The organism is Limnomicrobium aquaticum, assembly GCF_040545545.1.
GTDB lineage: Bacteria > Pseudomonadota > Alphaproteobacteria > Rhizobiales > Rhizobiaceae > Ensifer_A > Ensifer_A aquaticum.
Genome location: NZ_JBEPMB010000001.1, coordinates 753,263 through 777,725 on the forward strand (window position 1 = coordinate 753,263; position 24,463 = coordinate 777,725).

The 24,463-nt window shown below is 61.3% G+C and carries 24 protein-coding genes; 9 read left to right on the forward strand and 15 right to left on the reverse strand.

What is annotated here, in order from left to right; all coding sequences use genetic code 11:
• Positions 1 to 5: 5 nt before the first annotated feature.
• From sseA to ABID16_RS03795, 10 genes are all read right to left on the reverse strand, one after another.
• The gene (sseA, locus tag ABID16_RS03750; RefSeq protein ID WP_354555002.1) at positions 6 to 860 is read right to left on the reverse strand and encodes a 3-mercaptopyruvate sulfurtransferase; all 855 of its coding nucleotides are present in this window, start codon (positions 858 to 860) and stop codon (positions 6 to 8) included.
• A 110-nt stretch (positions 861 to 970) separates the two neighbouring features.
• Positions 971 to 1,708 (reverse strand): alanyl-tRNA editing protein, encoded by a 738-nt coding sequence (locus ABID16_RS03755; protein ID WP_354555003.1) that lies wholly within the window; start codon positions 1,706 to 1,708, stop codon positions 971 to 973.
• Positions 1,709 to 1,715: 7 nt separating this feature from the next.
• Positions 1,716 to 2,756, reverse strand: a complete 1,041-nt coding sequence (locus ABID16_RS03760) for a cysteine synthase A (RefSeq protein WP_354555004.1) — start codon at positions 2,754 to 2,756, stop codon at positions 1,716 to 1,718.
• 176 nt (positions 2,757 to 2,932) lie between these two features.
• The gene (locus ABID16_RS03765) at positions 2,933 to 4,018 is read right to left on the reverse strand and encodes a hypothetical protein (protein WP_354555005.1); all 1,086 of its coding nucleotides are present in this window, start codon (positions 4,016 to 4,018) and stop codon (positions 2,933 to 2,935) included.
• Positions 4,018 to 4,527 (reverse strand): hypothetical protein, encoded by a 510-nt coding sequence (locus ABID16_RS03770; RefSeq protein ID WP_354555006.1) that lies wholly within the window; start codon positions 4,525 to 4,527, stop codon positions 4,018 to 4,020. Before ABID16_RS03770 ends, ABID16_RS03765 begins: the two co-directional genes overlap by 1 nt.
• Before the next feature lie 186 nt (positions 4,528 to 4,713).
• Positions 4,714 to 5,274, reverse strand: coding sequence for a type 1 glutamine amidotransferase domain-containing protein (locus ABID16_RS03775; RefSeq protein ID WP_354555007.1), 561 nt, complete (start codon positions 5,272 to 5,274; stop codon positions 4,714 to 4,716).
• Between the two features lie 172 nt (positions 5,275 to 5,446).
• Positions 5,447 to 5,941, reverse strand: coding sequence for a GNAT family N-acetyltransferase (locus ABID16_RS03780; protein WP_354555008.1), 495 nt, complete (start codon positions 5,939 to 5,941; stop codon positions 5,447 to 5,449).
• Complete coding sequence (locus ABID16_RS03785) at positions 5,934 to 6,227, reverse strand: type II toxin-antitoxin system TacA family antitoxin (RefSeq protein WP_354555009.1); 294 nt, start codon at positions 6,225 to 6,227, stop codon at positions 5,934 to 5,936. Before ABID16_RS03785 ends, ABID16_RS03780 begins: the two co-directional genes overlap by 8 nt.
• Positions 6,228 to 6,280: 53 nt before the next feature.
• Positions 6,281 to 7,738: a cryptochrome/photolyase family protein gene (locus tag ABID16_RS03790; RefSeq protein WP_354555010.1), complete on the reverse strand. Its 1,458-nt coding sequence runs from the start codon at positions 7,736 to 7,738 to the stop codon at positions 6,281 to 6,283.
• A 92-nt stretch (positions 7,739 to 7,830) separates the two neighbouring features.
• Positions 7,831 to 8,268, reverse strand: coding sequence for an Lrp/AsnC family transcriptional regulator (locus ABID16_RS03795; protein WP_354555011.1), 438 nt, complete (start codon positions 8,266 to 8,268; stop codon positions 7,831 to 7,833).
• A 124-nt stretch (positions 8,269 to 8,392) separates the two neighbouring features.
• On the opposite strand from ABID16_RS03795, the gene rocF reads away from it, so the two are divergent.
• The 6 genes from rocF to thrS all read left to right on the forward strand — a co-directional run bounded on the left by rocF (position 8,393) and on the right by thrS (position 14,791).
• Entirely contained in the window at positions 8,393 to 9,322 is a 930-nt protein-coding gene (gene rocF, locus ABID16_RS03800) for an arginase (protein ID WP_354555012.1), read from the forward strand.
• A gap of 27 nt (positions 9,323 to 9,349) precedes the next feature.
• Positions 9,350 to 10,405 (forward strand): ornithine cyclodeaminase, encoded by a 1,056-nt coding sequence (gene ocd / locus ABID16_RS03805; protein ID WP_354555013.1) that lies wholly within the window; start codon positions 9,350 to 9,352, stop codon positions 10,403 to 10,405.
• A gap of 437 nt (positions 10,406 to 10,842) precedes the next feature.
• Positions 10,843 to 11,742 carry a PspA/IM30 family protein gene (locus tag ABID16_RS03810; protein WP_354555014.1) on the forward strand — a complete coding sequence of 300 codons (900 nt, stop codon included), beginning with the start codon at positions 10,843 to 10,845 and terminating at the stop codon, positions 11,740 to 11,742.
• A gap of 144 nt (positions 11,743 to 11,886) precedes the next feature.
• Entirely contained in the window at positions 11,887 to 12,243 is a 357-nt protein-coding gene (locus ABID16_RS03815) for a hypothetical protein (protein WP_354555015.1), read from the forward strand.
• Between the two features lie 104 nt (positions 12,244 to 12,347).
• Positions 12,348 to 12,599: a hypothetical protein gene (locus ABID16_RS03820; RefSeq protein ID WP_354555016.1), complete on the forward strand. Its 252-nt coding sequence runs from the start codon at positions 12,348 to 12,350 to the stop codon at positions 12,597 to 12,599.
• Between the two features lie 182 nt (positions 12,600 to 12,781).
• A complete protein-coding gene (gene thrS / locus ABID16_RS03825) occupies positions 12,782 to 14,791 on the forward strand; it encodes a threonine--tRNA ligase (RefSeq protein ID WP_354555017.1) in 2,010 nt (669 codons plus the stop codon).
• Positions 14,792 to 14,840: 49 nt separating this feature from the next.
• Here the strand turns inward: thrS and ABID16_RS03830 are convergent, their stop codons facing one another.
• The gene (locus ABID16_RS03830) at positions 14,841 to 15,194 is read right to left on the reverse strand and encodes a YigZ family protein (RefSeq protein ID WP_354555018.1); all 354 of its coding nucleotides are present in this window, start codon (positions 15,192 to 15,194) and stop codon (positions 14,841 to 14,843) included.
• A gap of 113 nt (positions 15,195 to 15,307) precedes the next feature.
• Here ABID16_RS03830 and ABID16_RS03835 point away from each other — a divergent pair, with 113 nt between their 5' ends.
• Positions 15,308 to 16,594 (forward strand): amidohydrolase family protein, encoded by a 1,287-nt coding sequence (locus tag ABID16_RS03835; RefSeq protein ID WP_354555019.1) that lies wholly within the window; start codon positions 15,308 to 15,310, stop codon positions 16,592 to 16,594.
• A gap of 93 nt (positions 16,595 to 16,687) precedes the next feature.
• On the opposite strand, the gene ABID16_RS03840 is transcribed toward ABID16_RS03835, so the two are convergent.
• Positions 16,688 to 17,617 (reverse strand): pseudouridine-5'-phosphate glycosidase, encoded by a 930-nt coding sequence (locus tag ABID16_RS03840; protein WP_354555020.1) that lies wholly within the window; start codon positions 17,615 to 17,617, stop codon positions 16,688 to 16,690.
• Between the two features lie 26 nt (positions 17,618 to 17,643).
• A complete protein-coding gene (locus ABID16_RS03845) occupies positions 17,644 to 18,588 on the reverse strand; it encodes a carbohydrate kinase family protein (protein ID WP_354555021.1) in 945 nt (314 codons plus the stop codon).
• Between the two features lie 225 nt (positions 18,589 to 18,813).
• Here ABID16_RS03845 and recA point away from each other — a divergent pair, with 225 nt between their 5' ends.
• Complete coding sequence (gene recA, locus ABID16_RS03850) at positions 18,814 to 19,902, forward strand: recombinase RecA (RefSeq protein ID WP_354555022.1); 1,089 nt, start codon at positions 18,814 to 18,816, stop codon at positions 19,900 to 19,902.
• A gap of 191 nt (positions 19,903 to 20,093) precedes the next feature.
• Entirely contained in the window at positions 20,094 to 22,754 is a 2,661-nt protein-coding gene (gene alaS, locus ABID16_RS03855) for an alanine--tRNA ligase (protein ID WP_354555023.1), read from the forward strand.
• A 101-nt stretch (positions 22,755 to 22,855) separates the two neighbouring features.
• Here the strand turns inward: alaS and ABID16_RS03860 are convergent, their stop codons facing one another.
• Both ABID16_RS03860 and ABID16_RS03865 read right to left on the reverse strand, forming a co-directional pair.
• Positions 22,856 to 23,311 (reverse strand): GNAT family N-acetyltransferase, encoded by a 456-nt coding sequence (locus ABID16_RS03860; protein ID WP_354555024.1) that lies wholly within the window; start codon positions 23,309 to 23,311, stop codon positions 22,856 to 22,858.
• A complete protein-coding gene (locus ABID16_RS03865; protein WP_354555025.1) occupies positions 23,311 to 24,438 on the reverse strand; it encodes an S-(hydroxymethyl)glutathione dehydrogenase/class III alcohol dehydrogenase in 1,128 nt (375 codons plus the stop codon). Before ABID16_RS03865 ends, ABID16_RS03860 begins: the two co-directional genes overlap by 1 nt.
• Positions 24,439 to 24,463: the final 25 nt, after the last annotated feature.

Genomic DNA, 24,463 nt, shown 5'->3' on the forward strand with positions numbered 1-24,463 from the left:
CTTGCTCATTCCCGGCCCGTGACGATGGGCGTATCGGGTTTGGAGCCCCATTCCGACCAGGAGCCATCGTAGAGCGTGTTGTCGGTGTGGCCGAGCGAGGTCAGTGCGAGCGTGATGACGGCGGCGGTGACGCCGGAGCCGCAGCTGGTGACCACGGGCTTCGAAAGGTCGATCCCGGCCATTTCGATTGTTTCCTTGATCTCCGGCAGCGACTTGAAGCGGCCATTTTCAGAGAAGACGCCCATCGGCAGGTTTTTCGCACCCGGCATATGACCGCCGCGCATGCCGGCCCGGGGTTCCGGTTCTTCCGCCGTGAAGCGGCCTGCACCGCGCGCATCGGCAATCTGTTTTGAGCCGGAGGCGACGATGTCCTTCATGGCCTCGAAGGTCGTGATCTTCGAGGCGTCGAAATTCGGCGTGAAGATGGCCGGTGCAGGTTCCGGCAGGTCGGTTTCCAGCGGACGGCCATCGCGCTTCCAACCGTCGAGGCCGCCATTCATGACATAAACCTTCTCGGCGCCCATAAGGCGGAACAGCCACCAGACGCGGGGCGCGGTGAAAATGCCGGGGCCGTCATAGACGACGATCGTGTCAGTCTCTGAAATGCCGAGCTTGCCGACTTCGGCAGCGAAGAATTCGGGCGAGGGGACGGAATGCGGCAGGCCGGTCGCATGGTCGGCAATGACGTCCTGATCGAAGAAGACGGCGCCCGGAATGTGGCCTGCGGCATATTCTTCCGCGCCATTGCGGTTCTGCGCCGGCAGATACCAGGCGGCGTCGACGATCTTGAATTCGGGCGCGCCGAGCTGTTTTTCGACCCAATCTGGCTCGACCACGAAGCGGCTCTTGTCAGCAGTCATTTTCTTATTCCTCCGAGCCTGTTCGGTGAAATGCTTTCACCTCTGAGGCTCTCGTTTCCTGTTGTCGCATTGTCCGACGCCAAAGCGGGGCCGCTTTGGCTGGAAATGCTTTAAGAGGCATCGTCTGGCGAGCCGAATCGGATTCGGAACCTGCGGTTTTCCTTACCCTTTTTCTCGATCTTGGCGATATGGATTGCGCCGACTTCCTGCGTTTCGGAGACATGTGTGCCGCCGCAGGGCTGGCTGTCCACGGAAGAATTCTCTCCGATGCACACAAGGCTGACGCGGCCCAACCCCATCGGCGGGCGGACATTCTTGGATTTCACGATGCCGGGATTGGCCGCCAGCTCCTCGTCCGTGATCCATTGCAGGAAGACGGGATGGTTGGCGTTGACGAGTTCCATCAGCTTCGCCGTCACGTCGTCCTTGTCGATCGTCTCGCTCATGTCGAAATCGACGCGGGAATCGTCCTCGCTGACGGCGGCACCGGTGATCGGATAGGGACAGACGACGGAAAGAAGGTGGCAGGCCGTGTGCATGCGCATCAGCCTGTAGCGGCGCGGCCAGTCGATATGAAGCACCAGCTTTTCGCCGACGTCGGGTAGTGGTTCGCCTTCCAAAGGGCGATGAAGGATGATGTCCTTGGTCTCGCCTGTTACCGTCACATCGAGCGCTATGCGGCTGCCGTCGGCGCGTTCGAGAAAGCCGGTATCGCCCGGCTGGCCGCCGGATGTCGCATAGAAGCAGGTCTGGTCGAGTTCGATCGCACCATCGCCATGCACCGCGGTCACCGTCGCTTCGCAGGTCGAAAGATAGAAATCGTCGCGAAACAACAGTCTTGTCGGCATTGAACCTTCAGTCCACGGGCTGGAACGGAACCCGGATATTCGGATTCGTCGTCAGCCACTGTGGCACGGGCAGGCCCTTTGCTTCAAGGAAAGACGGATTGAAAAGTTTCGACTGGTAGCGGTTGCCGTAGTCGCAGAGGATTGTCACCACGGTGTGACCGGGGCCGAGGTCCTTGGCGAGGCGGATCGCGCCGGCAATATTGATGCCCGAGGAGCCGCCGAGGCAGAGGCCTTCTTCTTCCACCAGATCGAAGACGATCGGCAGCGCCTCGCTATCCGGGATGCGATAGGAGAAGTCCGGCGTGAAACCTTCGAGGTTGGCGGTGATGCGGCCCTGGCCGATGCCTTCGGTGATGGACGAGCCGGGTGAGGCGAATTCGCCGGTCGTGTAATACTGGTAGAGCGCGGCACCTTCCGGGTCGGCGAGACCGATCTTGATGTCCTTGTTGAAGGCGTGGAGACCCATCGCCGTGCCGGCGAGCGTGCCGCCCGAGCCGACGGCGCAAATGAAGCCATCGACCTTGCCATTCGTCGCTTCCCAGATTTCCGGGGCCGTGGTCGCAATATGTGCGTCGCGATTGGCGACATTGTCGAACTGGTTGGCCCAGATTGCGCCGTTCGGTTCGGTCTTGGTGAGTTCCTCTGCGAGGCGGCCAGAAACTTTCACGTAGTTGTTGGGGTTCTTGTACGGCACGGCCGGAACTTCCACGAGTTCGGCGCCGAGAAGACGCAGCGCGTCCTTCTTCTCCTGGCTCTGGGTTTCCGGGATGACGATGACGGTGCGATAGCCGAGCGCCTTGGCGACCATGGTGAGGCCAATGCCGGTATTGCCGGCCGTGCCTTCGACGATCACTCCGCCGGGCTTCAGCAGGCCCTTCTTCTCCGCATCGCGGATGATGAAGAGAGCTGCGCGGTCCTTGACCGACTGACCGGGGTTCAGGAACTCGGCCTTGCCGAGAATGGTGCAGCCGGTCAGCTCCGAGGCCTTTTTCAGCCTGATCAGCGGCGTATTGCCGATGGCTTCGATGACGGAGGGGAACTGGGACATGGGCGACAAACCTTTTCATTCTCGCAGTCTTTGAATTTGCCGCGAGTTTTGTCTGCGAAAAGGGCATTTCGCAAGGCAATCGTTTTCTTATTTGGGGGCGAAAGGCGAAGGTTTGTTCCGTGGGCGACGGACCTCAGCCCCGGCTTCCGCCGTCGATCAGGTCCGTCTTGAGCATTTCAAGCCGAAACATTTACTCCGCCGATAACGGCGCCGATCATCATTCCGATGGTGGAGACCCGCGAAATGCTGCCGCTTCGGAGTTCCGCGACGATTGAATTCCAGGTGCCGGCGCCAAGGCGGGAAATGCGCATGTCGATCTTGCCCTCATGATCCCAGGCGTAGAGGCAGACACGTTTGACCCCCTTGGCCGACATGTAAAGTACCGGCTCGACAATGCTGCGACGGGTCGGATTGCTGTTCCCGACTTCGGTGCACCAGATGTCCTTGCCAGGCGATCGCGACGCGGCAACGGCGAGGAAGGCATCGGTGTTCTTTCGATCGAATTTCAGGAACTCCGAGCCCTGATAGGCGTGGAAAGCAAAGGCGTCGCATTTGTCATTGCCGCCATCCTGCATGTAGGTATTCATCGATACCGCGCCCGATGCATCGGTGAACGAGGGCGTGAGGACAGTCCATGGCCGGCTGAAATATTTCACCCAGTCGTAAATCCGGCTCGAATGGAGCCAGAGATCATTGCCGGCGCCCGAGTAGGTTCCGGCGAAATAGCCGGGAGTGTTTGGCTCGTTCCAGGGCTCGATCGCCGTGATCTTGGTCCCGTAACGGTCCCACAGCCAGGCCAGGAAATTCTGCAAGGGCAACTCGTAGACGCTGCGCTGGCGGATATTTCCGTCCACGGCAAAGCCGGCAGGCGTGCCGTTGAAACAGTAGATGATGTCGGCGCTTTTTGAATGGGCGAGGCTGACCAGGGCGTCGAGGCGCGCCACCGCGCCCGCGTCGTAACCGGATGGGCCCTGCGCGTTCGGGTCGATATCCTGCCACGAGCAATCGCAATCGTGGAGGCGCAGCGTGCCGAAGACGACATTGGTCGGCGCGTTCTGATCCTTGAAATGCATGCCGATATAATTGGAGGGAAGCTGGTAGGGCGTGGTCGTCAGCGTCTGCAGCAGGGTGAGGCGACTGTCGGCGCCGGTGAAAAGATCGCCCGGCTCGAGCCCGAGGACGGTTGTTCCGTCGATGGCGACCTGGAGATACCTGGCGGGCGAGATGCCGATATTCTCGCCGGAACGGTTGCCGCTATACATCAGATCACCTCAACGACGAAGGAGTGCAGGATGAGCATATCTGCCGGATCGGTCAGCTCGAAGGCTGCCATCAGTTCAAGGTCGTTGGCGGCCAGGTCGAATTCGGTCTGATAAAGCGAAAGGCTGTCGCCGACTGCCCCGAGGCCCGAATAGGTGTTGACGATGCCGCCCATCTGGCCGGTATCGCGCAATATCAATTCTCCGATCGTGGCATATTTGTTCGCGGAACCCGAGAATGCCGCATTGATGACGTAACCGGCTCCCGAAAGTCCGGCGCCCGCAACGTTGGAATGTACGGCATAAATCTTGGTCGCCGAAGAGAGGTTACCTTCGACAATCATGCTGGCACGCAGTTTTCGACCGGGGGTCAGAAGCGCCTTGTCGACAGTAATCGTCCCCACGATGACGCGCTGTGTCGTGCCCGTCAGCGAGACGGGGGTCACGATGGAACCGGCGATGATGGGATCGTAGGATTTCAGCGTGTCGCGAGCGTTCTGTACGCTTGGCATCTATGACGTCCTTTGCAATCGGAAAGACACGCAATACAACTTTGCCAAAGAAGTCTGTCAGCCAGAGATTGTCAAGTTCGTCGCGACTGGAATCCCATGAACCCTTTGCGACAGAAACCGCGCGCGAGACTGGCTCGCGCGGGGAGAAAAGCTGTTTTGAGCGAAGATCGGCTTGTTCGCGGGTTTTCACGCCGCGCGGCGGTCGTGGCGGCCCTCGCCGATTTCCTCGATGATCTTGGCGACAAAGGCTTCGAGGTCCTTCGGAGACCGGCTGGTGATGATGCCTTCGTCGGTCGCCACCTCGACATCGCGCCAGCGTGCGCCGGCATTGACCATGTCGGTCTTGATCGAACCGTAAGAGGTCGCCTCGCGACCCTTGATGACGCCGGCTTCAACCAGCATCCACGGACCGTGGCAGATCGCCGCGATGACCTTGCCGCTATCAGCGAATTTGCGGACCAGAGACACGGCGTCCTGCTCCGTGCGCAGAATATCCGGGTTCATCTGGCCGCCCGGAATGACGAGGGCGTCGTACTGATCGACGCGGGCGTCCGAAATCTTGAGATCGGCGTTCACGCTCTCGCCCCAGTTCTTGTCTTTCCAGCCCTTCACCGGCTGGCCATCGGGCGTTGCGACGTGCACGGTTGCGCCCGCCTGTTTCAGCTTTTCCAGCGGAACCATGAGTTCCGATTGTTCGAAGCCGTTGGCCGAGATGATGAGAATCCTGGATTGATCGATAGAAGGCATGGCTTCCTCCGATTTTTGATTGAGCGATTGGATGAGACAGGCGCCGCGATCGCAGCGTCCTGCCTCCTCAACGGCGCAGGCGGGAGGGTTGTTCCGGGGAAGTTTACTATTGTGTCGCGTCTGGGGCTTCTGCGCCAGCAGCGCCACATCGAATTCGCCGGATCATAAAGCTTCAGAGGTTTCTTAAATCCTTGAGCAGCGCGAACAGGTGAAGAGGGTCGGTTGGCGAAGGCTGGAAATCGAACCTTTCATAGAAGGACCGGGCGGCATCATGCTTGGCGTGAACCACAAGCGCCCTGATACCCGCAATGTCGGCCGCCTGTAGTGTGCGAAGAACGGCGTCACGCAACAACCCGGCGCCGACGCCCTTTCCCTGCCAGGCCAGATCGACGCCCAGCCTTGCCAGCAACATGATCGGAACAGGGTGGCGAGCGAGGCCTTTTACCAGGCGTTCCGGTGCTTCCTCGTGACGAACCTCTCCGACGGCGAGCGTGTAGAAGCCGACGATTGTGTCGTTATCCGCGATCCCCAGATAGGTCTGAGAGGCATTCGCCATCTGGTTCGGCAGGGCGATGCGCAGGAGGAACCTGTTGAGTGCCAGGTCGCCACAGTCGAAAGTCTCGACCGCATGTCCGCGATTAAGCTTTTCAACCCGCAGGTTACTCACCAGTGATCTTTTTCGAAAAGACGCCCGGCTCAGTCAGCAGTTTGCGCAGTCGCGGCAAGTCGCGAGGAGGGGCATCCAAGGCCGCCGCAAAGGCATCCCAATTCTCAGGTGAAACCTGAAAGACGCGACGGTCGGCAAGCGCTTCTTCCGCCCTGTCGATCGCACTCTCCAGCACGAATTCGCTCAACGAGCGGCGCTGCGCCTGAGCGGCAGCGGCAAGCGTCTTCTTCGCCTCTGCTGTCAGTCGAAGATCGAGTTTCTCGGTGCGGGTTGTACGTGGAGCCATGAAGCAAAGCTATCAAGACGTCCGACAATGTCAAGACACAGGGCCCCTTATTGTCACTGCTCCGGCGTGTTGCCCTTCACGGCGTCATAAGCCCGCAAAGCCCGATCCCTTGCGACACCGTGATCCACCATCGGTTTGGGATAGGTGAAGCCGAGCCTGATTTCGGCCTTGTCGAGCAAGGCCTTGCTCGCCTCGAACGGCTTGTGGATCGCCTCGTTGCCGAGACCTTCGATTTCCGGCACGTAGCGGCGGATATAATCGCCCTTGGGGTCGAATTTTTCCCCCTGAAGGACGGGATTGAAGATGCGGAAATAGGGTGCGGCATCCGCGCCAGAGCCTGCCACCCATTGCCAGCTTGCGGCATTGGAGGCCGGGTCGGCATCCACCAGTGTATCGCGGAACCATTGTTCGCCGTAGCGCCAGTCGATCATCAGGTCCTTGATGAGGAATGAGGCGGCGATCATGCGGACGCGGTTGTGCATCCAGCCGGTCTGCCAGAGTTCGCGCATGCCGGCATCGACGATCGGATAGCCGGTGATGCCGCGTGTCCAGGCGCGGAAAGCGCGTTCGTCGTGGCTCCAGCCGAAATCGGCAAAGCGTGGATTGAATTCCTTGTTCGCCAGATCGGGGTAGTGAAAGAGCAGGTGCCAGGAGAATTCTCGCCAGACAAGTTCCTTGCGGAAATGGATCGTGTCTTCGGTCGGATAGCCTTTTTCGGCTTCCTCAACCGCATGCCAAATCTGCAGCGGCGAGATCTCGCCCAGCGCCAGATGGGGCGACAGACGCGATGTGGTCTTGCTGCCCGGAAAGTCGCGCTGCGTCCGGTAGCCGCGCATGGCTTCTTCCAGGAAGAAGATCAGAGCGACCTTGGCTCCCTGTTCGCCGGGGATCCAGGCGTCCATGAAGGATCCGGCCCAGTTCGGCTTTGTCGGCAGGAGCTTCCAGTCGTCCAGGATTTCGCTTTCCGGGAGTCGCTCAGGCGCACGGATTTTCGAAGGCGGGGGCAGGGGCTCGCCGAAGCTCTCGGTTGCCGAGAAAGCCTTCCAGAAGGGCGTGTAGACCCGGTAGGGACCGCCCGCACCTGTTAGCAGCTTGGAAGGTTCATGCAGCAGATTGGCGGCGAAGCTCTTTGCCTCTAGGCCATGGTCCTTCGCCCATCTTTTCAGGTCGGCATCGGTCTCGCGGCCCTTCAGATGATAACGGCGGTTCCAGAAGATCGCGGTTGCTCCGGTCTCCTTGGCGATCTTCTGGACGATCTCGTTCTGGCTGCCCGTTCGCAGAATGATCAGATTGCCGCGGCTTTCGCAGGCTTTCATGTGCCGCGTCAGCGAATGATGCAGCCACCAGCGCTGCGCCGCTCCCAGCGCGCCGGCATCCGGATCGTCGGTCTCGCGGATGTAAAGAAGGATGACCGGTCCGCCGCGCTTGATGGCTTCCGTTAGGGCCGGATTGTCGCCGAGGCGCAGGTCGCGGCGAATGAGGACAATGGAGGGTGCGTTGGAACTGGGCATGCGGCGGCCAATACAAGCTGACTAAGATATACAGAGCATTGGTACGGAAATGATGGGCTGACGGATCAGGCTGGTGTCCACGCGTCTCACCCTCAAAGCCGCGCGCTCGTACTTTTCGGTGTCGACAGCAGGATATTCGTCTCCGACGAGGCAATGCCGGGGATGCGGCGGATGCGGTGGAGGATGGCGTCGAATTCGGTAAGGCTGTTGCCGGCGACTTCTGCGATGAAGTCCCACTTCCCGTTGGTGTTGTGCAGCGCCGTGACTTCCGGATAGCCGCCCAGCGCCGAGGCCACCCGTTCGGCGGCGCGGCCTTCGACCTCGATCAGCATGATGCCGCGGACCGGGGCGTGGAACGCATCGGCGCGCAGCACCACGGTGTAGCCGACGATATCGCCGGACTTCTCGAGCTTTTCGATCCGGGCGCGAACGGTGGCGCGCGAAAGGCCCGTTTCGTGTGCGAGATCGGAGATGGCGCGGCGGCCGTTGTGGCGCAGCAGGGTGATCAGCCTGTAATCGTGCTCGTCCATCGTCTTGTCCAAAATGTCATATATCCTGTTCATTATGATAAGCCGGATTGGCGAAATTGCCAAATTGGTTTGTTCAGATCGCCGGACTTTCACAGTAAACCTTGACAAGGATCAGGAGCGCCACATGGACCAGCAGAAACTCATCGTCATCGGAACGCCCGTGCAGGAGGGGACGGGGCGCCCCGGATGCAATATGGGACCGGACGCGTTTCGCGCCGCGGGGCTTATCCAGGCGTTTTCCGAGCTTGGCCACAAGGTCGAGGATCGCGGCAATCTCGTTCGGCACGGCGGCGAGGGCGCGCATCATGACAATCCGGTGCTGAAGTTTCTTCCTGAGTTTGTCGGCTGGACCGAGGCCATTCGCGAGGCCGTGATCGCTGCACGCAGCGAGGGCATCCCGGTCGTTATCGGTGGCGACCATAGCCTTGCCGCGGGTTCGCTCACCGGCAATGCGGCCTATGCCGGGCAGCGCGGTCGTCCGTTCTTCGTGCTCTGGCTCGACGCGCATCCGGATTTTCACACGCTGGAGACAACGACGAGCGGCAATCTGCATGGCGTGCCCATGGCCTATGCCTGCGGGCTTGGCGGCTTCGATGGCGCGCTGCAGAAGCCCGCATTCCCGGTCGATCCCAAGAACATCTGCATGATGGGTATTCGCAGCGTCGATCCTGCCGAGAAGATCGCGCTCGCCGCCCATGGCGTCACGGTTTGCGACATGCGCATGATCGATGAAGAGGGCGTCGTGCCGCTTCTCCGGCGCTTTCTGGACAAGGTGAAGGCTGCCGGCGGCGACCTGCATGTCAGCCTCGATGTCGACTTCCTCGATCCGACGATCGCGCCGGGCGTGGGTACAACCGTTCCCGGCGGCGCGACCTTCCGCGAGGCGCATCTGATCATGGAGATCGTGTCCGACAGCGGTCTCGTCACCAGTCTCGACCTGGTCGAACTCAACCCGTTCCTCGACGAGCGCGGACGCACCGCGATCCTGATGACCGATCTGGCCGCAAGCCTGATGGGCAAGCGCGTGATGGACCGGCCAACGCAGACCTATTGAATTCACAACAAGAACCAGAGGTGAACCATGCAGCAGAAGCTCAATATCGTCCCCTTCGTCAGCGTCGATCACATGATGAAGCTCGTTCATCGCGTTGGCGTCGAGACATTCCTGATCGAACTCGCAGGTGAGATCGAGACGGATTTCCGCCGCTGGGAGAGCTTCGACAAGGTGGCGCGCATTCCCGCCCATAGCCAGGAAGGCGTGATCGAGCTGATGCCGACGACCGATGGGGAGGTCTATGGGTTCAAGTATGTGAACGGACATCCGAAGAACACGCGGGCCGGTCGCCAGACGGTGACCGCCTTTGGCCTTCTCGCCGACATGGCGACCGGCTATCCGCTGATGCTGTCTGAAATGACCATGCTGACGGCGCTGCGCACCGCAGCCATGTCGGCGCTTGCTGCGAAATATCTGGCACGGGATGATGCCCGGACGATGGCGATCATTGGCAACGGCGCGCAGTCCGAGTTTCAGGCTCTCGCCTTCAAGGCGTTGCTCGGCGTCGACAAGGTTCGGCTTTATGACATCGAGCGTTCTGCGAGTGTGAAATGCGCCCGCAATCTCGCAGGGGCTGGCATAGACTGCGTCATCTGCGAGACGGCCGAAGAGGCAGTCATGGGTGCCGACATTGTGACAACCGTGACGGCCGACAAGCTGAATGCGACGATCCTGACCGACAACATGATCGGCCCCGGCATCCACATCAATGCGGTGGGCGGCGACAGTCCCGGCAAGACCGAACTTCATCCCGACATTCTCCTGCGCTCGTCCATCTTCGTCGAATATCCGCCGCAGACGCGCATCGAGGGCGAGATCCAGCAATTGCCGGCGGATCACGCCGTGACGGAATTGTGGAGCGTGATGTCGGGCAGGGCGCCGGGGCGTCAGGGACGCGACGAAATCACGCTTTTCGACTCCGTCGGTTTTGCAGTGGAGGATTTTTCGGCGCTTCGATATGTGCGTTCGAAGCTGCTCGAGACCGGACTTTTCGAAGAGCTGGACCTGCTGGCCGATCCCGATGAACCGCGCGACCTCTTTGGCATGCTGATGCGGGCCAAGGCGCCGCGCATGGTTGCGTGATGTTTATTTTAGAATGTCATGAAAATTACATAATTTTAATTTGCTATGGCAGACTTATTATAAGATAAGACATGTCGGGAACGTGAGTTCCCGGGTCAATACAGGCCGGCGCCTTAACCTCCAGTCGGGCGCCGGCTTTGTCTTCCGGAAGTAGGGCGAAAACCCGGGGTCCTTCTGGAACGAGCCGGGGTTTTCAACCACCCCGGCTCTGCCATGCTGGGGCGTTATCGCCATCTTTCAGTCAAATACCCTAGCACCTGCTGATTAAACCGCGGTTTCTGCGGACCTATCTAAGTCCCTGGATGCATGAGGATTGTCGTTAGGCAGCCGCAGATCTTTCTATGCGCAGATACTTATATAAAGATATTGCTGGAACTTCTTTCCGTTGCCGACGTTCTCCGGGCGCTCAATTGCTTGAGCTATAAGGAGGTTTTCCCATGACAGAACATTATTCAGTTGCAGGCGTCTACGGTCGCGAAGCAAATCCGCTTGTCAATGTTGCATTCCACCGGGTGTCGTGGGGCGCGGTGTTTGCCGGCGTCGCCGTGATGCTGGTGGTTCAGATACTTCTCAACCTTCTCGGCGGTGGGATTGGCGCGGGCATCGTCAACCCCGCCTCGACCGATAATCCGTCTGCCGCAACTGCCTCGATGACGACGGCCGCGTGGTTGATCGGCAGCGGCATCATCGCGGCCTTCATCGGCGGGTATGTCGCAAGCCGGCTTTCCGGTCGTCCTGTGCGCTCGACCGGCGGTCTGCATGGGATCGTTTCTTGGGCGACCACGACGCTCGTCGTTGTCTACCTTCTGACGACCTCCATCGGCGGTTTGATCGGCGGTGCGTTTTCGGGTCTCGGCAGCATCGTGCAGGGCAGTGGCGCGACTGTCGCGACCGTTGCCACAGCTGCAGCACCCTCGATCGCCAAGGCACCGGACCCGATGGCCGGTATCGAACAGAGCATTCGTAATGCGACGGGCGGAAACGATCCAGCCGCACTCCGCGATGCTGCCGTCGCTTCCGTCAAGGCGGCACTGACGGGCGAAGAGGTCAAGGCCGAAGAGGCCCGCAACCGTGCAGCCGATGCCATTGCCAAGGCGCAGAACATTCCGGTCGATCAGGCTCGCCAACAGGTTGCCCAGTATGAGCAGCAGTACAAGGATGCCGCAGCCAAAGCCAAGCAGAGCGCGACCGAAGCCGCTCAGACCGCAGCAAAGGCCTTCTCTGCCGGCGCCATCATTGCCTTTGCGGCCCTTGTCATCGGTGCGCTCGCAGCCTGGCTCGGCGGCCTTACCGGTACGACACGCATGTCGCGCGAAGAGCTTGCCTTGGTGCCTTGATCAGCTTTACCACCCATCACGCGACGGGAGCTGGCATTGGGCCGGCTCCTTTCTTTTTGTGCTGCACGTCTTCATGTGGGTTTGCGCCGGTCGATTGCCGGACGAGTATAGCCGCAGCGCACAGGTTCTGTTATGGAAACGCGAATGCAGCCTTTTAACATACGCAAGCTGGCCGTCTCTATCCTGGTGCTTCTGTGCCTTGGGCTTGCACCTTTTCCGGTCTCCTCATTAGGCATTGTCGGGCCGGGAACCCCGAGCCTCGCAGGGGAAAAGCACGAGGCGCAATTTGCGCTGCCATTTCATCGCAATGCCGTTCAGATTCTGGCGTCTGCCAGGGACCCGCACCCGCCCTTCGCCGGCGGAGCGATTGCCGCCGTTCTGCCGTCTCACGCCGGGCTCGAATATTTCCAGATTGGCGCCATTTCTTCAGTCAAGGCCACCGGGGCTGTCTCCTCCACCGAGCCTGCACACAGGCGCGCCCGTTCACCTCCGCTTTCCTGAGCATCCCTTTTTCCTCGGGTGCCGAAAGGCGCTCCAAAGACATATTGCCTCGCGCATTCGCGGTGGCAGGCGCGCTTGCGCGCCGCGAAGGAATGGATTTTCTCATGAAACGGACACGTCTCGCCATCGGCAGCCTCTTTGGCATCGTCTCGGTGACAACACTGATCGCCATCGAACTCCTCGCCGCCGTCGGCGCGTTTGCCTGGGCGCTATCAGGCCTCTTCAACCTTAACGACGTTGCGTCTTACATACTCGGCGCAATCGTAGGAATTCCCTCGCTATGGTTGGTCGCGAAGGTCGCCCGCCTTGCAATGGAGAGCGAGCGGGAGATGCTTCGGGTGGAAGAACGGCGATAATCACATCTAGAGACGGAGCTGCTGCCTGGCTTGGAGGCGGCTTCGTTCTCTTCCCCCTTCCCAATCCCCCCAAATCCCCTTATACCGCCCACGTCCCGCGACGCCCTCGGCCATGCGCCCCGCGTCGCCCCTAACCACCTCCACCCGCGCTCGTAGGCGGGACTGGATAAAGGAGACCTGATATGGCTGTTTCCCTGACATTTCCCGATGGTTCCGTACGTTCCTATGATGCCGGCGCGACCGGCAAGGACGTCGCTGAATCGATTTCCAAATCGCTGGCCAAGAAGGCGATTGCGGTCGCTATCGATGGCGTGGTGCGCGATCTGTCCGATCCCGTGACCGACGGCAAGATTGAGATCGTGACGCGGACCGATCCCCGCGCGCTGGAGCTCATTCGCCACGATGCCGCCCACGTCATGGCCGAGGCCGTGCAGGAGCTTTGGCCTGGCACGCAGGTCACCATCGGGCCGGTGATCGAGAACGGGTTCTACTACGACTTTGCGAAAAACGAGCCCTTCACGACCGACGATCTGCCGAAGATCGAGAAGAAGATGAAGGAGATCATTGCCCGCAACAAGCCGTTCACCAAGGAAATCTGGTCGCGCGAGAAGGCGAAACAGGTTTTCACCGACAAGGGCGAGGGCTACAAGGTCGAGCTGGTGGATGCGATCCCGGAAGGTCAGGACCTCAAGATCTATTATCAGGGCGACTGGTTCGACCTTTGCCGTGGGCCGCATATGGCCTCCACGGGGCAGATCGGCACGGCCTTCAAGCTGATGAAGGTGGCCGGTGCCTATTGGCGCGGCGACAGCAACAATCCGATGCTGACGCGCATCTACGGCACGGCCTGGGCCGAGCAGGAAGACCTCGACCGCTATCTCCACATTCTGGAAGAGGCGGAAAAGCGCGACCACCGCAAGCTCGGCCGCGAAATGGATCTCTACCATTTCCAGGAAGAGGGGCCGGGCGTAGTGTTCTGGCATTCCAAGGGCTGGCGCATGTTCCAGACTCTGACGGCCTATATGCGCCGCCGGCTTTCCGGCACCTATGAGGAGGTCAATGCGCCGCAGGTGCTCGACGCCTCGCTCTGGGAGACCTCCGGTCACTGGGGCTGGTATCAGGAAAACATGTTCGCGGTGAAATCGGCCTATGCGTTCACGCATCCGGAAGACAAGGAAGCGGATAACCGCGTCTTTGCGCTGAAGCCCATGAACTGCCCCGGCCATGTGCAGATCTTCAAGCATGGACTGAAGTCCTATCGCGAACTGCCCATTCGTCTGGCCGAATTCGGCATCGTGCATCGCTATGAGGCGTCCGGCGCGCTGCACGGGCTGATGCGCGTGCGCGGGTTTACGCAGGACGACGCGCATGTGTTCTGCACGGACGAGCAGATGGCGGCGGAATGCCTGCGCATCAACCAGCTCATCCTCTCGGTCTATGAGGATTTCGGCTTTCACGAGGTTGTCGTGAAGCTCTCGACGCGGCCGGAAAAGCGCGTCGGGTCGGATGCGCTGTGGGATCGCGCCGAAAGCGTCATGATGGAGGTTCTGAAGACCATCGAGGCGCAGTCTGGCGGGCGCATCAAGACCGGCATTCTGCCGGGCGAGGGCGCGTTCTACGGGCCGAAATTCGAATATACGCTGCGCGACGCCATCGGCCGCGAATGGCAATGCGGCACGACGCAGGTCGACTTCAACCTGCCGGAACGGTTCGGCGCCTTCTATATCGACCACAATTCGGAAAAGCAGCAGCCGGTGATGATCCACCGCGCCATCTGCGGGTCGATGGAGCGGTTCCTGGGGATCCTCATCGAGAACTTCGCCGGCCATATGCCGCTGTGGTTCGCGCCGGTGCAGGTGGTCGTCGCGACGATCACGTCGGAGGCCGACGACTATGGTCGCGAGGTGGCCGAGCTTCTGCGCGACGCGGGTCTCCATGTCGAGACCGACTTCCGCAACGAGAAGATCAACTACAAGGTCCGCGAACATTCCGTCGGCAAGGTTCCGGTGATCGTCGTCTGCGGCAAGCGCGAGGCGGAAGAGCGGACGGTCAACATCCGCCGCCTCGGCTCGCAGAACCAGACGCCGATGACGCTGGCCGAGGCGCTGTCGTCGCTCGCCGATGAGGCCACGCCGCCGGATGTCAAGCGCAAGGCGGCCGAAAAGGCTGCACGGGCTGCGAAGGTGGCTTGATTGAACAAGAGGGCGGGACTTCGGTTCCGCCCTTTTTCTTATGTTGCTTTCAGGGTTTCAGCGCATCGAGATAGGTGCGCACGGCATCGGTGACATGGCGGAAGCGGTCGCCGCCGAGATGTTTGCCGCCATACCAGCGGGTGACTACGACGATGTGGTCGCTCAAGGTTTCGCGCTCCAGCATCCGGAGAATGATCGCGCCCGCGCCGCTTTCGCCATCGTCGTTCTTGAGCGGGCCGTCGGCGCAGACGAGGCCCCAGCTGTTATGCGTCGCCTTGGCGAATTTCTTCGTTTGCTTCAGCTCATCGATGAAGGCCCGCGCTTCCGCCGCCGAGCGGCACGGGCCGCCCGAAACGGCGTATTTTGAGCCGCGATCGGAGATGATGTTGTCGAGGATCAGCATGGGGCGGGTTTAAGACTTGGGACGAGGCGGGGCAAGCCCATGGCGAGGCTTGACGCGGGCGCGTGCATCGCAAACATTCGATGTCTCCCTTCCACCATTCGAGTATCCAGCCCATGTTCGATCTCCTCATCAAGAACGCCAACCTCCCCGATGGCCGCTCCGGCATCGACATTGCCGTCAGCGGCGGCAAGATCGCAGCGGTCGAGGCCGGGATTGCGGCGGAGGCGGGCGAGGTGATCGATGCAACGGGGCGGCTGGTGTCGCCGCCCTTCGTCGATCCGCATTTTCACATGGATGCGACGCTGTCGCTCGGCCTGCCGCGCATGAATGTCTCGGGCACATTGCTCGAGGGCATCCAGCTGTGGGGCGAGCTTCGGCCCATGCTGACGAAAGAGGCGTTGGTCGAGCGGGCGTTGCGCTATTGCGATCTCGCGGTGAGCCAGGGGCTTCTCTATATCCGCAGCCATGTCGACACCTCCGATCCCCGGCTGGTGACAGCGGAAGCGATGATCGAGGTGCGCGAGCGGGTGAAGCCTTACATCGACCTGCAGCTCGTCGCCTTTCCGCAGGACGGTTACTACCGCGCGGCCGATGGCGTCAACTCGCTGGAGCGATCGCTCGACATGGGGCTCGATATCGTCGGTGGCATCCCGCATTTCGAGCGGACGATGGAAGAGGGCGGGCAATCGCTGGCGGCGTTGTGCCGGATTGCCGCCGAGCGGGGTCTGCCCGTCGATATCCATTGCGACGAGACGGACGATCCGATGTCGCGGCATATCGAACGGCTGGCGGCGGAAACGGTGCGCTTCGGCCTGCAGGGGCGCGTGGCCGGCTCGCATCTGACCTCGATGCATTCGATGGACAATTACTATGTCTCGAAACTCATTCCGCTGATGGCGGAGGCGAAGATCAATGTGATCCCCAACCCGCTGATCAACATCATGCTGCAGGGCCGCCACGACATCTATCCGAAACGGCGCGGCATGACGCGGGTGAAGGAGCTGTTGGAGGCCGGCCTCAACGTTTCCTTCGGGCACGACTGCGTGATGGACCCCTGGTACAACATGGGCTCAGGCGACATGCTGGAAGTCGGCCATATGGCGATCCATGTGGCGCAGATGGCGGGCATCGAGGACAAGAAGAAGATCTTCGAATGCCTGACCGTCAATTCGGCCAAGACCATGGGCATCGAAGGCTACGGGATCGAGAAGGGCACCAAGGCCGATTTCGTCATCCTGCAGGCGCGCGATGCGGCCGAGGCACTGCGGCTCAAGGCGAACCGGCTCTTCGTCATTAAGGGCGGCAAGACGATTGCGAAGACTGCACCGCGGGTCAGCGCTCTGTTTCTGGATGGCCGGCCTGAAACGGTGGATGGGGCGGCGTATGCGCCGAAGCCTTGAGGGGCATGCGGACGAATCTTGAAAGACAAAGGCCCGGCAAAACCGGGCCTTTTGCGTTATTTCTGATGTTCTCAAACCTGATCCGTCAATCCGTCAGGCAACCGTGAGCGCGACGGCGATTTCTGCCGCGAGGCGTGCGTTGTTCTCGACGAGTGCGATATTCGTCTTGAGGCTGCGGCCTTCGGTGATGCGGAATATGGCGTCCAGAAGATAGGGCGTGACCGCCTTGCCCTGGATTTCGTCCGACTCCGCGTCCGCCAGCGCGCGGCCGATATAGATCTCCATCTCGTCGCGCGGGATCTCGTCGGTTTCCGGCACCGGATTGGCAATCAGCATGCCGCCATGGATGCCGAATTCCGTGCGGGTCTTCTGGAAATTGGCAATGGCTGCAGCGCTGTCGAGCGAAAGCGGGCTCTTGAGACCCGAGGCGCGAGACCAGAAGGCCGGGAATTCTTCCTGCCCATAAGTGACAACCGGAACGCCCTTGGTTTCCAGTACTTCCAGCGTCTTCGGCACGTCAAGGATCGCCTTGGCGCCGGCGGAGACGACGATGACGGACGTGCGGGAAAGTTCTTCCAGGTCGGCGGAGATGTCGAAGCTCTGTTCGGCACCGCGATGCACGCCGCCGATGCCGCCCGTGGCGAACACGGCGATGCCGGCGCGGGCGGCGGCAATCATGGTCGCGGCCACTGTCGTCGCGCCCGTGCGGCGCTCGGCAATGGCGAAGGCGAAGTCGGCGCGCGACAGCTTCATCGCGCCTTTCGTCTGCGCCAGCGTTTCCAGCTGCTCGGCCTCAAGACCGATGTGGAGTGTGCCATCGATCACGGCGATGGTTGCCGGGACAGCGCCGGCCTCACGGATGATCGCCTCCACGCTCTTTGCCATCTCCAGGTTACCGGGATAGGGCATGCCATGTGTGATGATTGTCGATTCCAGCGCGACGATGGCCGCGCCTCGCGCCTTGGCGTCCGCGACCTCCTGGCTGAAAACGACGTTCGCGGCCGGATTGATGTTCGTATTCATGGGCTTCTTCCTTGGTTCGAGCCGTTTCAATCCAGCATTTCCGCCTGCGGCACAAGAGCCAGCATTTCGGAAAGCAATTGACGGTTTACATTTTCCGCCACGGCCAGCGGCGACTGCACCGTGATCCGCGCGAGCGCCGTTGCCTGCTGTATCATAACGGAAATCCGGCCACCCGCCAAAAAGGCGTCGATGGCGCCTGCAGCGAAGGCATCGCCGGCCCCCGTGACGTCGCCGATTGTATCGACCGGGGGCGGGGCGAGGGTGACGGTCTTTCCGTCGCGCCACAGAAGGGCGGGCTTCATGCCGCGCGTGATCGCGCCCCCCTTGAGGCCGCGTTCGCCGAACCGCTTCGGCCAGTCACGCGCCTCGCAATCCGCGCCGGCCAGCGTCCGGGCCTCTGCCTCGTTCATGAAGACGAAATCGAGGGCAGGGAGCGACGGGATGAGGCGCACGATCTTGGCCGGCGAAATTCCGATGGCGGCCATGGGGATCGCGTGCGCTCGGGCATCCGCCGCCAGCGTCGCGATCGTTTCCGCCGGGAGATTGGCGTCGCTGAGAATGAAATCGGCATTGGCCAGCGTGTCGCGCAGCCAGTTCACCTTCAGCCGCCGCGCCGTCATCAGGTCGTAGAGCGCCATGTCGGCCAGCGCGATGACGAGATTGCCATCGGCTTCCAGGACCGCGGTGTAGCTCGGCGTCTGGCGGTCGAGGAAGGTGAAGCCATTCAGCGTCACGCCCGTGCGCGCTGCCGCCGCTTCCACGAGGGCAGCACCCGGATCGCCACCCGCGACGCTCACCATCGTGACATTATGACCGAGCAACGAAAGCGCCCGCGCCGCATTGAACCCGCCCCCGCCGGCTTCCTCGAACCAGGCGCCAGGATTGGAAGCGCCCGGACGCGTGTCGCCGAAAATCCGGCCACGGCGATCGACATGTGCGCCGCCGACCACGACGATTCGCTTGGCCGTCATCGCCGCGCCCCTTGTGAGTCGAAGCCCGACACCGCGGAAGATGCGGCGAGCGTTCCCCATTCGAAGTTCTTGAATTCACAGGTGAAACATAATGTGAACATGCGTCAATTTCCTCATTTTTCTCAATTGCTTGAATGGCTCTTGCGAAATGAGAACATATCATGTACAAAATCGGCATCGGCGGCGCTGTTGCCCAGGCTGCCTCAATAACCTAAAGGTGGACCCATGGCACAGAATTCTTTGCGGCTGGTAGAGGACAAATCGGTGGATAAAAGCAAGGCTCTCGAAGCCGCACTTTCACAGATCGAGCGCTCGTTCGGCAAGGGCTCCATCATGAAGCTCGGTTCGAACGAGAACATCGTCGAGATCGAAACTGTTTCGACGGGCTCGCTCGGGCTCGACATCGCGCTCGGCGTCGGCGGTCTGCCGAAGGGGCGTATCGTTGAAATCTATGGTCCGGAAAGCTCGGGCAAGACGACGCTGGCGCTGCAGACGATTGCGGAAGCCCAGAAGAAGGGTGGCATCTGCGCCTTCGTGGATGCAGAGCACGCGCTTGATCCGGTCTATGCCCGCAAGCTGGGCGTTGATCTGCAGAATCTCCTGATCTCGCAGCCGGATACGGGCGAGCAGGCGCTGGAAATCACAGACACGCTGGTTCGCTCCGGCGCGATCGACGTTCTCGTCGTCGACTCGGTTGCAGCGCTCACGCCGCGCGCCGAAATCGAAGGCGAGATGGGCGACAGTCTGCCCGGCCTGCAGGCCCGCCTGATGAGCCAGGCGCTGCGCAAGCTCACCGCTTCGATCTCGCGTTCGAACTGCATGGTCATCTTCATCAACCAGATCCGCATGAAGATCGGCGTCATGTTCGGTTCGCCGGAAACGACGACGGGTGGTAACGCGCTGAAGTTCTACGCCTCGGTGCGTCTCGATATCCGCCGCATCGGCGCGGTCAAGGATCGCGAAGAGGTTGTCGGCAACCAGACGCGTGTCAAGGTCGTCAAGAACAAGATGGCGCCGCCCTTCAAGCAGGTCGAGTTCGACATCATGTATGGCGAAGGGGTCTCGAAGACCGGTGAACTGGTCGATCTTGGCGTCAAGGCTGGTATTGTCGAAAAGTCGGGTGCCTGGTTCTCCTATAACAGCCAGCGTCTCGGCCAGGGTCGTGAAAACGCCAAGCAGTGCCTGCGAGACAATCCGGCGCTTGCCAATGAGATCGAACTGGCGCTGCGCCAGAATGCCGGCCTCCTGGCCGACCAGTTGCTCGACAAGGGTGGCCCGGACGGTGACGACGGCGACGCGGCTGCGGAGATGTAATTCGCGAACACCTTCGGGATGTTGTTTTGAAACCGGCCGTATCGTCTCTCGATGCGGCCGGTTTTCTTTTGACCCTTCCTTGACTGCTCACGTCTGGACAGTTGCTCGGTCGGGTTATAAAAGCGCTTGTTTCCCCGGCTGTTGCGGGGTGGACCGGCTGCGGTCGAAGTGCAAGATGTTGAAGGGCTCCCATGAGTGGCGTGAATGAAATCCGGTCGTCGTTTCTGAATTACTTCAAGAAGAACGGACATGAAGTCGTGGCCTCGAGCCCGCTTGTTCCGCGCAACGACCCGACGCTGATGTTCACCAATGCCGGCATGGTACAGTTCAAGAACGTCTTCACCGGCCTTGAAAGTCGGGGCTATTCGACGGCAGCGACCGCACAGAAATGCGTGCGCGCCGGCGGCAAGCACAACGACCTCGACAATGTAGGTTACACCGCGCGCCATCACACGTTCTTCGAAATGCTCGGCAATTTTTCGTTCGGCGACTATTTCAAGGAACGCGCTATCGAGCTTGCCTGGAACCTGATCACCAAGGAATTCGGCATCGACAAGAGCCGGCTGCTCGTTACGGTCTATCACACGGACGACGAGGCACATGGCCTCTGGCAGAAGATCGCCGGTCTGTCTGACCGTCGCATCATCCGCATCCCGACGAGTGACAATTTCTGGGCCATGGGTGACACCGGCCCCTGCGGTCCGTGTTCGGAAATCTTCTACGATCACGGCGAACACATCTGGGGCGGCCCGCCCGGTTCTCCGGAAGAGGATGGCGACCGCTTCATCGAAATCTGGAACCTCGTCTTCATGCAGTACGAGCAGATTTCGAAGGAAGAGCGCGTCGGTCTTCCGCGCCCGTCAATCGATACGGGCATGGGCCTTGAGCGCGTCGCTGCGCTTCTGCAGGGCAAGCATGACAATTACGATATCGACCTGTTCCGCAACCTGATCGCCGCCTCGGTCGAGGCGACCGGGGTTGCTGCCGAAGGCGATCAGCGCGCCTCGCATCGCGTCATTGCCGATCACCTGCGCTCGTCCGCCTTCCTGATTGCCGATGGCGTTCTGCCGTCAAATGAAGGCCGTGGCTACGTGCTTCGCCGCATCATGCGCCGCGCCATGCGCCATGCGCAGTTGCTCGGCGCGCGCGATCCGCTGATGTTCAAGCTCTTGCCGACGCTGGTGCGCGAGATGGGCCAGGCCTATCCGGAACTGGTGCGCGCCGAAGCGCTGATTTCCGAAACGCTGAAGCTCGAAGAAACCCGCTTCCGCAAGACGCTGGAGCGCGGTCTCGGCCTGCTCTCCGATGCCACCTCGACGCTCTCCAAGGGCGACATGCTGGATGGCGAAACGGCCTTCAAGCTCTACGACACCTACGGCTTCCCGCTCGACCTGACGCAGGATGCGTTGCGTGCCCGCGAAATCAATGTGGATCTCTCCGGCTTCACCGATGCGATGGAGCGCCAGAAGGCGGAGGCGCGCAAGAGTTGGGCCGGTTCCGGCGAGGCGCAGACCGAAACGATCTGGTTCGAGCTGAAGGAAAAGTTCGGCGCGACCGAATTCCTCGGCTACGACACGGAAGAGGCCGAGGGTGCTATTCAGGCGATCGTGAAGGACGGCAAGTCGGTCGACAGCGCCTCGGAAGGTGAGACCGTGCAGATCGTCGTCAACCAGACGCCGTTCTACGGCGAATCCGGTGGCCAGATGGGCGATGCCGGCGTCATCGTTGCCGGTGTGGCCAAGGTCGAGATCAGCGACGTGCAGAAAAAGGGCGAGGGCCTCTTCGTCCATTACGGTCGCGTTGTCTCGGGCACGCTCAAGGTCGGCGATGCCGCCGTACTGACCGTCGATCACGGCCGCCGCGGACAGCTGCGCGCCAACCATTCTGCCACCCACCTGCTGCATGAAGCGCTGCGCGAGGTGCTCGGCACCCATGTCGCACAGAAGGGCTCGCTGGTCGCGCCCGAGCGCCTGCGCTTCGACGTGTCGCATCCGAAGCCGATGTCCGACGAGGAACTGAAGATCGTCGAGGAAATGGCGAACGAAATCGTGCTGCAGAATGCGCCGGTGACAACGCGCCTCATGAGCGTGGACGACGCTATTGCTGAAGGCGCGATGGCGCTGTTCGGCGAGAAGTATGGCGATGAGGTTCGTGTGGTCGGCATGGGCACGGGCGTGCGCGGCTCAAAGGCCGGCAAGCCGTATTCCGTTGAACTCTGCGGCGGCACGCATGTTCGCGCCACCGGCGATATCGGTCTTGTCCATGTGCTCGGCGAAAGCGCCGTGGGCGCTGGCGTCCGCCGCGTTGAAGCGCTGACCGGCTCTGCCGCCCGCGATTACCTCGCCGCCCAGGACGAGCGCGTCAGGACGCTCGCCGGTCTGCTCAAGGTCGGGCAGGGCGATATTGTTGCCCGCGTCGAGTCTCTGATGGATGAGCGCCGCAAGCTGGAGCGCGAGCTTGCAGAGGCTCGCCGTCAGCTCGCGCTTGGCAGTTCTGCCGGCGGTTCCGGTCAGGATGTACGTGAGGTCAATGGCGTCAAGTATCTCGGCAAGGTCGTGACGGGCGTCGAGCCCAAGGACCTGAAGGGTCTGGCGGACGAAGGCAAGAAGAGCGTCGAAAGCGGCGTCGTTTGCTTTGTCGGCGTGTCTGCCGATGGCAAGGCCAGCGCCGTGGTTGCCGTAACCGAAGATGTGACCGGCCGCTTCAGCGCCGTCGATCTCGTCCGCATCGCCTCGGCAGCGCTGGGCGGCAAGGGCGGCGGCGGCCGTCCTGACATGGCGCAGGCCGGTGGCCCGGATGGCTCCAAGGCTGCCGAAGCCGTCGAAGCGGTTGCCCAGGCGCTGGCCGGCTGACGTAACGGAACGAAATGAAGAAGCCCGCGCGACGATCTGGTTTCGCGGGCTTTTTTTGTTTCTGCGCTTGAAGAGTCAGGCGTCTATCAGCCCTCGGGCAATCAGCCGTCCTTCAGCATATCCACATGTGGAATGCCGTCTTCGAGATATTCCTTCGAGACGGGTTTGAAGCCGAAGCTGCCATAGAAGCGTTGCAGATGGCTTTGCGCAGAGAGGAAGACCGGCGCGCCTGGAAAGCGGCTGGCGCAGGCGTTCAGCGCCTCTTCCATCAGAGCCCCGCCCAGCCGCTCGCCGCGATGGGCGGGCGAGACGGCGACGCGGCCGATCTTGGCGGGCTTGCCGTCATGCGGCGGAAAGATGCGGGCGGCGGCGATGATATCCTCACCGCGTTTCAGCGTCAGGTGCAGCGCCTGATCGTCCTTACCGTCGAGTTCGGGGTAGGCGCAGTTCTGTTCGACCACAAAGACATCGACGCGCAGTTTCAGGAGCGCATAAAGCTCATGGGCGGAAAATCCGCCCATGTCCTTGATTTCGACGGTGTAGCGTGCGTCGCTCATCAGTAGAGCACGACGCCGCGAATGCTCTCGCCCTTGTGCATCAGGTCGAATCCCTTGTTGATGTCTTCCAGCGGCATGGTGTGGGTGATCATCGGGTCGATCTGGATCTTGCCGTCCATGTACCAGTCGACGATCTTCGGCACGTCCGTGCGGCCGCGCGCACCGCCGAAGGCAGTACCCATCCAGTTGCGGCCGGTGACCAGCTGGAACGGACGCGTGGAAATTTCCTGGCCGGCGCCGGCAACACCGATGATGACCGACTTGCCCCAGCCGCGATGCGAGGCTTCCAGCGCCTGGCGCATGACCTTGGTGTTGCCCGTGCAGTCGAACGTATAATCCGCACCGCCGATGAGGTCGCCATGGCGCTTGGTCATGTTGACGAGGTAGGGCACGATGTCGTCGCCCACCTCCTTCGGGTTGACGAAATGCGTCATGCCGAACTTTTCGCCCCAGGCCTTGCGGTCCGGGTTGATGTCGACGCCGATGATCATGTCAGCACCCGCAAGCCGCAGGCCCTGCAGCACGTTCAGGCCGATGCCCCCGAGGCCGAAGACGATCGCGGTCGAGCCGATCTCGACCTTGGCCGTGTTGATGACGGCGCCGATGCCGGTCGTCACGCCACAGCCGATGTAGCAGACCTTGTCGAAGGGCGCGTCGGGGTTGATCTTGGCCAGCGCAATTTCCGGAAGAACCGTGAAGTTCGCAAAGGTCGAGCAGCCCATGTAATGGTGGATCTTGTCCTTGCCGATCGAAAAGCGGCTCGTGCCATCCGGCATGACGCCCTGGCCCTGGGTCGCGCGGATCGAGGTGCAGAGATTGGTCTTGCGCGAGGTGCACGAATAGCACTCGCGGCATTCCGGCGTGTAGAGCGGAATGACGTGGTCGCCCCTCTTCAGCGAGGTCACACCGGGGCCGACATCCACAACGATGCCGGCGCCTTCATGGCCCAGAATGGCCGGAAACAGACCTTCGGGGTCGGCGCCCGACAGGGTGAAATCATCCGTGTGGCAGATACCTGTCGCCTTGATTTCCACGAGCACTTCGCCGGCCTTCGGGCCTTCCAGCTGGACGGTCATGATCTCGAGCGGTTTTCCTGCCTGAATGGCAACGGCGGCGCGGACATCCATGGGGCTTCCTTCCGATTCTTCTGAT